This window comes from Brevibacillus schisleri (assembly GCF_055685845.1).
The window spans coordinates 5,956,998-5,965,000 of record NZ_JBVNDM010000001.1; the positions used below are offsets into that span (position 1 = coordinate 5,956,998).

Genomic DNA, 8,003 nt, shown 5'->3' on the forward strand with positions numbered 1-8,003 from the left:
TTTATGAGCAAACTATGAATCACAATCTTATTGTAGGATATTTTAGAAAATTTGCAATAGAAATCATTGAGAGAAGAGTCAATCAAAAGCCTCTATTGCTGTCTGCTAATAGAGGTGTACACATGTAGTATTAACGCAAATAGCCACTTCTACGTTATAGAAGTGGCTATCCTTATGAGAAGTATCCCATTGATTATTAGGAATTAATTGGAATTCTCAGCTTGTAAGTGAGCGTTTTTGCATCGTACTCTACTGTCGCACCCAATTCTTGAGCAATGAATACGAGAGGCACGAGCACTGCACCCGTCACTGGACGTGGCGGATTTGCTACACTCGTTTCTTTGCCGTTTTTATAAGCAAAGTTTTGGTTTTCGTACATACGCAGAGCGTACTTGTTGTCTTTGGCAACCAACAGAGATTTTGTCGTGCTATCCCATGCTGCAGAACCACCCAAAGCAATTGCCAATGTGCTCGCATTCACATACGCAACACCATTTTCAGTAACGATTTCTTGTGGGAATGGGAACTCCTTGCCGTTTAGCTGAACTTTGATTTTTTGTTGTACAGCTGGTGCAGGAGCAGGAGAAGTTTTGGCAAACGCAGCCGTTGCCGCTACACTTCCTGTTAGAAGAGCTGCTGTCAGCATCATTGTAGAAAACTTGCGAAGCATAATAAACACCCCTTAAATATCATGAAATGAATTCCAATTTTGTATGATTCGACATAAATCAACTTTTTCCTTCTTTTTTATCCCATACATTTCCTATGTAATTCTCTCTCCAAACATGACAAGACTAGGAAAAAAAATAAATATCCCACGAACAAATGTTTTTGTGCACAACCTGTGCATAACATTGTGGATAACTTTCGAAAGTGAGGCTTGCTATGGCAGGGGAACGTTTTTTTCTCATTTATCAAGAGGCCAGTGATGAAGAATGCTTATTGACCATTGAACCATACAAAGATCAACAGGAGCTGGCGGAAGCCATCAATCAACTGCAAGCCAAACAAGTCGATGAATATACGATTATCAAGGGAAAAAAGATGAAAGCCACGCTGAAACTCGCCGTCGATTTAACCGAGGCCGATGAGAATTCCAAGGAATGAATGTTTTCTTTTTCGAGTAGGTTTAGACAAAGGGAATTTGGCAAACATGGTAGTGAGGGCGCGCACTTATGTGTTTGACCTTCATTGACCTTTTGTGTATGATATTGTTACAAAGAGAGGAGGAAGACTAGATGCATATGAATTTAATTCCAACCGTCATTGAACAGACAAACCGCGGGGAACGTGCTTACGATATTTATTCTCGCCTGCTCAAAGACCGCATCATCTTTCTGGGAACCCCAATCAACGACACCGTAGCCAATATCGTTGTGGCACAGTTGTTGTTCCTTCAGGCGGAAGATCCGGAGAAAGACATTCACTTGTACATAAACAGCCCAGGCGGTTCTATTACTGCTGGTATGGCAATTTACGATACTATGCACTTCATCAAGCCTGATGTATCCACCATTTGTATCGGAATGGCTGCTTCCATGGGAGCATTCCTGCTGGCTGCTGGGGCAAAAGGCAAGCGCTTTGCTCTGCCAAACAGTGAAGTCATGATCCACCAACCATTGGGTGGCGCACAAGGACAAGCGAGCGACATTGAGATTGCCGCAAAACGTATCTTGAAGATGCGTGATCATCTGAACACCATCTTGGCTGAACGTACTGGACAGCCTTTGGAGCGCATCCAAAAGGATACCGATCGCGACAACTTCCTCTCTGCCGCTGAAGCAGTAGAGTACGGATTGATTGACAAAGTCATCACGTCCGAACCGTCTTCGAAAAAATAAGAGCTGTCGTAAAAAAAGCACTCGTGCCTGAACTACCGGCCGAGTGTTTTTTTATGCCGAGCAGACTAGGGGTTTGCTCGGCTTTTTCGATGAATCATTGTGATACTTCCATTAACTGACTGACATAGACTGTTCGGCTATGCCCTGGATTTTTTTCCTCATGTACACGTGCTGTTGACGTTTTTTCGTCTACAGCATCGATCCAAACGGCTTGTCCATCGTACTCTACCTTGATATGGTCGTCGGATTTCATGATGGCTTGTGCTCTTGTTACATTCATAAGTGACTGACTCCCTCTATTGGTCATCGTCAAGAGGTTGCTTGGCTGACGTAGCCCCTGTCATCGTATCTACAGTCGTTTCTTCAATCAGACCGTTTTGGTCGGAAACAACTCCGCCCCCCAGTCCCTCATTCACCATCCGATCAATGTCCATATCATAACAATCGCGGCCTTCGTAACACTTATCACGGTTACTCATGTCTCATTCCTCCTTCATGCAATATACATGGTTAGAAATGCCCTGCCCGAAGTGAATTGATACATATTCATCAAGATAACCAACAAAAAAAGACACCTCCCTTAAGGGAAAAGTGTCTCTCGTGACTCTATTCTTCTTTGCTTACCAGATTCGTAAGGCTGCTGACTGCCTGGGAGGCATCCGGCCCTTCTGCCAAAATGGTAATTTCCGTTCCAGAGCTGATTGCGAGGCTCATGATACCCATGATGCTTTTCGCATTGACCTTCTTGTTGCCTTTTTCTACGAATACTTCCGATGCAAAACGGTTAGCTTCCTGTACGAAAAAAGCTGCTGGACGAGCTTGCAAACCGGTCTTTAACTGAACCACGACCTGCTGTTGAACCATGAACGGACCTCCTTACTTGTAGACTATTATCCTTTAGTATAACATGCATCTACATCGAAATATTTTGTTTTTCTCGTATTTTGTCAGCGATTTCGTTAATTTTTCGCAAGCGGTGGTTAATGCCCGATTTGCTCACTACTCCGCTCGGCACCATCTCGCCCAATTCTTTCAAATTGATGTCAGGATGAGCCACTCGAAGCTCCGCGACCTCGCGTAGACGTTTTGGCAAATTCTCCAAACCCATCTCTTGATCGATGAGCTGAATATTTTCCATTTGTCTGGTGGCTGCATTCACCGTTTTGTTTATGTTGGCGATTTCACAATTGTGTAAACGGTTTACGGAGTTCCGCATGTCCTTTACAATTCGGACGTCCTCGAAATACAGAAGGGCCTGATGAGCCCCTATCAAGCTTAAAAACTCTGTAATCTTTTCGCCTTCTTTAATATAGAGAACATACCCTTTTTTCCGCTCGATGCACTTGGCATTTAGTTTATACCGATTGGCGATCTTGGTCAATGCTTCGCAAAAATCCTGATAGGAAGTGAAAATCTCCAGATGATAGCTGGATGCCTCTGGATGATTCACAGATCCCCCCGCCAAAAAAGCCCCCCGCAAATAAGCAGCGCGGCAGCATGACTTTTTCACGATCTCTGGAGCGATTCCTGGGATAAACGACAGGCTTTGATCCATGATACCCAAGTCTTGCAAGATCTCATTGGCCTTATTCGGAATACGCACAATGTAGACGTTGTTTTTTTTCAAACGCATTTTTTTGCGAACTAGCAATTCAGCGTGTATCTGAAACAACCTCTTAATTAACGTGTAAATGCGTCGGGCAATCGCCGCGTTCTCTGTCGTCACATCCAGCACCAGTCGTCCGGCTCCAAACTGCAGACTCCCATTCATCCGAATCAAGGCTGAGAGCTCTGCCTTGCTGCAGCAATCGGCACCCTCCATCATGGTAAGCTCTTTTTTGGTATGCGCGGCGAATGACATCGACTTCACTACTCCTTCTCTATCTTCAGCACCTTCCGTCTTCGTTTGACAAGTGACACAACCTGCTTGCTGACAGCATGTGCATCATGACGTAGGTATCCGTCCTCAAATGTGACTAACGGCTTCGCCACTACATGCAGACCGAGTTGGCGCAATCGCTTTGAGTCACATCGGACAGGAGCTGCTCCTTTTTCCGCGTATTTGTCCAACACATGGGTAGGCAGCTCGGCTGAATTGACAATGATCGTATCCAGAAATGGTTTATCTACATGTTCATACATGACATTCACGTGCCTGGATGCAGAAAAACCGTCTGTCTCCCCTGGTTGTGTCATGACGTTACAAATGTAGATTTTTGGGGCTTGTGCGCATGTAATCGCTTCAAATAACCCTCGCACTAATAAATTGGGCAGGATGCTCGTGTACAAGCTGCCAGGCCCAATCAAAATGGCATCCGCGTCGGCAATCGCCATTAGGGCTTCTCTCAGAGGAACAGCATCCTCTGGATCAAGGAACACCCGCTTGATTTCTTTGCCAGTCAACGGTATTTGGGATTCTCCGATTACGAGAGATCCATCTGTCATTTCCGCTTTCAACTGAATCGATTGCGTGGAAGCTGGCAATACATCTCCACGCACTGCCAAAACCCCACTTAATGTTTTGACTGCGGTGACAAAATCTCCAGTGATTTCGTTCATCGCTGCAAGTAATAGATTTCCCAAATTATGCCCGGCTAATCCCGTGCCTGTGGAAAAACGATATTGCATGACTTTTTCCATCAACGGCTCTGTATCGGCCAGAGCAGTCAAGACGTTTCGAATGTCGCCAGGTGGAAGCATATCCATTTCTTCTCGCAAACGTCCAGAGCTTCCCCCATCGTCTGCTACCGTCACAATCGCTGTAATATGCACTGGCTCGTGCTTCAAACCGCGTAGAAGGACGGACAGACCCGTTCCTCCGCCAATAACGACTATCCGTAATGGCCTTGACTGTAGCCTCCCGACTCCCTTAGTAGGCATATGTCACCTCATTATTTCTAATACATATACCACAGGTGGCTTTTTAAGCACGCTTCAGTCTTTCCTGCCATCTTATGCTCATTTGTTCTTTTCCATGTCTCGATGACTGACACGGACAGAAAAATCTTTGCCAAAGGCTTCTCCCAAATGTTCTGCAATGGCGACCGAGCGATGCTTGCCACCGGTGCATCCGATTCCTATCACAAGTTGACTTTTTCCTTCTCGCTGGTAATGCGGTAGGGTGTACCCCAAAAAGTCTGTAAGCTTTTCTAAGAATTCCTTTGTGTCCTTGTGCTGCATCACATACTCTGCCACGTCTGGATCACATCCTGTTTTCGGACGCAAATCCTCCACATAATGCGGATTGGGCAAAAAACGGACATCGAACATCAAGTCAGCGTCTATCGGTGCGCCGTATTTGAAACCAAACGATAATACATTAATCGTAAGGGGTGATCCTTGTTGACCGTATTGGTTGATGATTTTTTCTCGAAGCTGAACTGGCTTCATTTGACTCGTATCGATAATCTGATGCGCCCAGCCCTTCATTTCCTCCAACAAGCGGCGTTCAGCGTGAATTCCTTCCAAAGGCGAACCGTTCGGAGAAAGCGGATGTCTGCGGCGTGTTTCCTTATAGCGAGAAACCAATGTCTGATCGTTCGCATCCAGATAAAGGATATGGTAAGATAGTCCATTCATCTGATTGAGGCTTTCCATGGTTACGGCTAGATTTTCAAAAAACTCACGCCCTCGCAAGTCAATCACCAATGCGACTCGCTCAATACTCCCACCAGACTGTTTAACCAACTCAGCAAATTTGGGAATCAGTACAGGGGGCAGGTTGTCTACACAAAAAAAGCCCAGGTCCTCCAAGCTTTGTACAGCAACTGTCTTTCCCGCACCTGACATTCCGGTAATAATCAGGAGATTCATGGCCTTGTCGTTTCCCAATTCCGTCACGCAACTCGCCTCCTACGATTCTGACAATAGCATACCATATTGTCGACCTTATTCGCACCTTTTTGAACCGCTTCCCCTGTTTTTCCAATGACGTCCTCTACAGGCGTACAAGCTATTTTAGAAAAAAAGATGCGTGACTGAATGCCAGCCACGCAACAATTGTTTATATAGATAAGGGGGTCAATTCATTGTCTATAGATTACACTTGAATTATTTCACCCATGTTACAAGCAGGTTAAGAGATTGTGACATTTTGTTCCTTTAGCTTTTCATTTAGCTCTTCTACATAATGCTGAGCAGATTGAGCAGCGATCGAACCGTCTCCAGTTGCTGTCACGACTTGGCGCAGCATTTTTTCGCGTACATCGCCTGCTGCAAAAACACCTTTTACTTTGGTGTTCATTTTTTCGTCTGTCAGTACGTAGCCTGCGTCGTTGGTGATGCCTAGGGGACGTACGCTTGCAGTCAATGGGTCCATACCTACATAGATGAACACTCCATCTGCCGGATATTCTCTTTGTTCACCTGTTTTGGTGTTTTGCAAGAGAACCGCTTGTACCTTGCCTTCACCACGGATCTCTTTTAGTTCGGTATCCCAAATCACTTCGATTTTTTCGTTATCGAAAGCGCGTTTTTGCAGGATTTTCTGTGCACGGAACTGATCACGACGGTGTACGATTGTCACTTTGGAAGCGAAGCGAGTAAGGAACACTGCTTCTTCTACCGCGGAGTCTCCTCCACCAACAACCACCAGCTCTTTATTGCGGAAAAATGCACCGTCGCATACCGCGCAGTAAGATACACCACGGCCGGACAATTCTTTTTCGCCTTGTACACCGAGCAAACGATGCTCTGCACCAGTTGCCACAATAACAGATTTGGTCAAGTATTCCTTGTCACCCGTGATAACGCGCTTGTACGGCTCTTCATCGCGGATTTCCTTGATCTCACCATAAGCATACTCCGCACCGAATTGCTGTGCATGCTCAAACATTTTTGTAGAGAGATCAGGGCCAAGAATGGAGGTGAAGCCTGGGTAGTTCTCGATATCTTCCGTGTTCGCCATTTGACCGCCTGGGATCCCTCTCTCCAGCATCAATGTGCTCATGTTCGCACGGGATGTATATACAGCAGCCGTCATTCCAGCAGGGCCAGCTCCGGCGATAATCACATCATAAACTTTTTGATCGCTCATGCTTGTTGCCTCCTCGTCTCACACAGTTCTGTTTCCTTATTTAAATTAATTATAATGTAATAATCTATTTAAAATCAAGTGTCGACAAAACTTTGACGCACTTTGCCAAGGTTGCGGCAGAAATGCCATATTTTTGAGCTAGAAGGGCTTGTGACTGTTTTTCGTTCGTTATCGTTCCGTATACATATTCTAATGCTGCGACCCACGCTACTTCTTTTCGCACTTGTACACGACTTTGGGCATATTCATGATGCTTGCGCCATACATCTAGGCACCATTCTCCAGCCTCTTGCTTGCCCTGCGAGAGCAAATAATGGCTTATGCCTTCTTCTATACTGCTCTTTTGATCTTCCGTCGTCGGTGAACCATTCGATCCTTCAGGAGTTCCTTCCGGCATATCTGCACCCATATCAGCCAAAGCCAGCAAAGCCAACTTTTGCAGCTGCTGGTTATCCGTCTGGTAATAAAATTGACGGACTGCAGTTTCAGCTTCATCGTCTCCAATCAGAGACAATGTTTGCAGCACCGCGAATTTCACTTCATCGCGTCCATGCTGCAATGCCCAGAGAAGGGAGGCCCGGATCATCGGGTCTGTTTTAAAATCTTCCACTCCCGTAAATGAAGCCTTCTCCCAAGAAACATCCCGTTGGGTCGTATTGTATTGGTAGGGGATTGGTTTTATAGTCTCCCCTTCCTGTTCGTTTTTTACCATTTGAATGTATTGATCTGCGATTCCTGCTTCTGGATCTAACTGTTTGGCTTTTTGCCACCAGCGCAGTGCCTGATCCTTTTTCCCACTCAAATAGGCTGAGATTGCAGCATAATGATACGTGCACGCTTCATGTGGTCGTCCATTTCGAAGCATGCGTTGGTAATGGAAATACGCTTCGTCATGCTGGCCGAGCACTCCCATTGTTGTTGCAAGCTTATAGGTATTTTCCGGATGGAACGGAACAACCTTTTTCAGCGTGTCAATCAAGCTCAACAACTCTACCGTTTGATTGTGATGAGAGAGCAAAACCGCCAAATTGCACAGTGCATGCAGGTTTCCTTCTTCTTTATCCAACGTCTGTTCAATTGTCTCCATCGCCTTCTCGAATTCTCCAGCATAATAGTAGGCGAGAGAT

Annotated in this window: 11 protein-coding genes (1 of these 11 only partly in view); 2 read left to right on the forward strand and 9 right to left on the reverse strand. The window is 45.5% G+C overall.

Going from position 1 to position 8,003, the window contains the following annotated elements; genetic code table 11:
* Window positions 1-196 precede the first annotated feature (196 nt).
* Window positions 197-670, reverse strand: a complete 474-nt coding sequence (locus tag ACUUHJ_RS28200) for a copper amine oxidase N-terminal domain-containing protein (RefSeq protein WP_472300622.1) — start codon at window positions 668-670, stop codon at window positions 197-199.
* Between the two features lie 215 nt (window positions 671-885).
* Here ACUUHJ_RS28200 and ACUUHJ_RS28205 point away from each other — a divergent pair, with 215 nt between their 5' ends.
* Window positions 886-1,107, forward strand: coding sequence for a hypothetical protein (locus tag ACUUHJ_RS28205; protein WP_026043328.1), 222 nt, complete (start codon window positions 886-888; stop codon window positions 1,105-1,107).
* 131 nt (window positions 1,108-1,238) lie between these two features.
* A complete protein-coding gene (gene clpP / locus ACUUHJ_RS28210; protein WP_007720441.1) occupies window positions 1,239-1,841 on the forward strand; it encodes an ATP-dependent Clp endopeptidase proteolytic subunit ClpP in 603 nt (200 codons plus the stop codon).
* A 94-nt stretch (window positions 1,842-1,935) separates the two neighbouring features.
* Here clpP and ACUUHJ_RS28215 read toward each other — a convergent pair whose 3' ends face one another.
* From ACUUHJ_RS28215 to ACUUHJ_RS28250, 8 genes are all read right to left on the reverse strand, one after another.
* Window positions 1,936-2,121 (reverse strand): H-type small acid-soluble spore protein, encoded by a 186-nt coding sequence (locus ACUUHJ_RS28215; protein WP_015893484.1) that lies wholly within the window; start codon window positions 2,119-2,121, stop codon window positions 1,936-1,938.
* A 16-nt stretch (window positions 2,122-2,137) separates the two neighbouring features.
* Complete coding sequence (locus tag ACUUHJ_RS28220; protein WP_472300623.1) at window positions 2,138-2,320, reverse strand: hypothetical protein; 183 nt, start codon at window positions 2,318-2,320, stop codon at window positions 2,138-2,140.
* Window positions 2,321-2,447: 127 nt separating this feature from the next.
* The gene (locus ACUUHJ_RS28225) at window positions 2,448-2,705 is read right to left on the reverse strand and encodes an HPr family phosphocarrier protein (RefSeq protein ID WP_015893486.1); all 258 of its coding nucleotides are present in this window, start codon (window positions 2,703-2,705) and stop codon (window positions 2,448-2,450) included.
* A gap of 49 nt (window positions 2,706-2,754) precedes the next feature.
* Complete coding sequence (gene whiA / locus ACUUHJ_RS28230; protein ID WP_015893487.1) at window positions 2,755-3,702, reverse strand: DNA-binding protein WhiA; 948 nt, start codon at window positions 3,700-3,702, stop codon at window positions 2,755-2,757.
* A gap of 8 nt (window positions 3,703-3,710) precedes the next feature.
* On the reverse strand, window positions 3,711-4,721 hold the full coding sequence (locus ACUUHJ_RS28235) for a gluconeogenesis factor YvcK family protein (RefSeq protein ID WP_372679164.1): 1,011 nt from the start codon (window positions 4,719-4,721) through the stop codon (window positions 3,711-3,713).
* Window positions 4,722-4,799: 78 nt separating this feature from the next.
* Window positions 4,800-5,681 carry an RNase adapter RapZ gene (gene rapZ / locus ACUUHJ_RS28240; RefSeq protein WP_015893489.1) on the reverse strand — a complete coding sequence of 294 codons (882 nt, stop codon included), beginning with the start codon at window positions 5,679-5,681 and terminating at the stop codon, window positions 4,800-4,802.
* Window positions 5,682-5,916: 235 nt separating this feature from the next.
* A complete protein-coding gene (trxB, locus tag ACUUHJ_RS28245; protein WP_289674826.1) occupies window positions 5,917-6,876 on the reverse strand; it encodes a thioredoxin-disulfide reductase in 960 nt (319 codons plus the stop codon).
* Between the two features lie 64 nt (window positions 6,877-6,940).
* Window positions 6,941-8,003 carry the 3' portion of a tetratricopeptide repeat protein gene (locus ACUUHJ_RS28250; protein ID WP_472300624.1) on the reverse strand. It continues 581 nt past the right edge of the window, so the window shows 1,063 of its 1,644 coding nt (coding positions 582-1,644); its start codon lies off the right edge, out of view — the gene reads right to left on this strand; it ends in the stop codon at window positions 6,941-6,943.

Excerpts from the sequence above, each read along its gene's own strand:
- ACUUHJ_RS28200 (WP_472300622.1), bottom strand. The coding sequence starts at position 670 with ATGCTTCGCAAGTTTTCTACAATGATGCTGACAGCAGCTCTTCTAACA.
- ACUUHJ_RS28205 (WP_026043328.1), top strand. The coding sequence starts at position 886 with ATGGCAGGGGAACGTTTTTTTCTCATTTATCAAGAGGCCAGTGATGAA.
- clpP (WP_007720441.1), top strand. The coding sequence starts at position 1,239 with ATGCATATGAATTTAATTCCAACCGTCATTGAACAGACAAACCGCGGG.
- ACUUHJ_RS28215 (WP_015893484.1), bottom strand. The coding sequence starts at position 2,121 with ATGAATGTAACAAGAGCACAAGCCATCATGAAATCCGACGACCATATC.
- ACUUHJ_RS28220 (WP_472300623.1), bottom strand. The coding sequence starts at position 2,320 with ATGAGTAACCGTGATAAGTGTTACGAAGGCCGCGATTGTTATGATATG.
- ACUUHJ_RS28225 (WP_015893486.1), bottom strand. The coding sequence starts at position 2,705 with ATGGTTCAACAGCAGGTCGTGGTTCAGTTAAAGACCGGTTTGCAAGCT.
- whiA (WP_015893487.1), bottom strand. The coding sequence starts at position 3,702 with ATGTCATTCGCCGCGCATACCAAAAAAGAGCTTACCATGATGGAGGGT.
- ACUUHJ_RS28235 (WP_372679164.1), bottom strand. The coding sequence starts at position 4,721 with ATGCCTACTAAGGGAGTCGGGAGGCTACAGTCAAGGCCATTACGGATA.
- trxB (WP_289674826.1), bottom strand. The coding sequence starts at position 6,876 with ATGAGCGATCAAAAAGTTTATGATGTGATTATCGCCGGAGCTGGCCCT.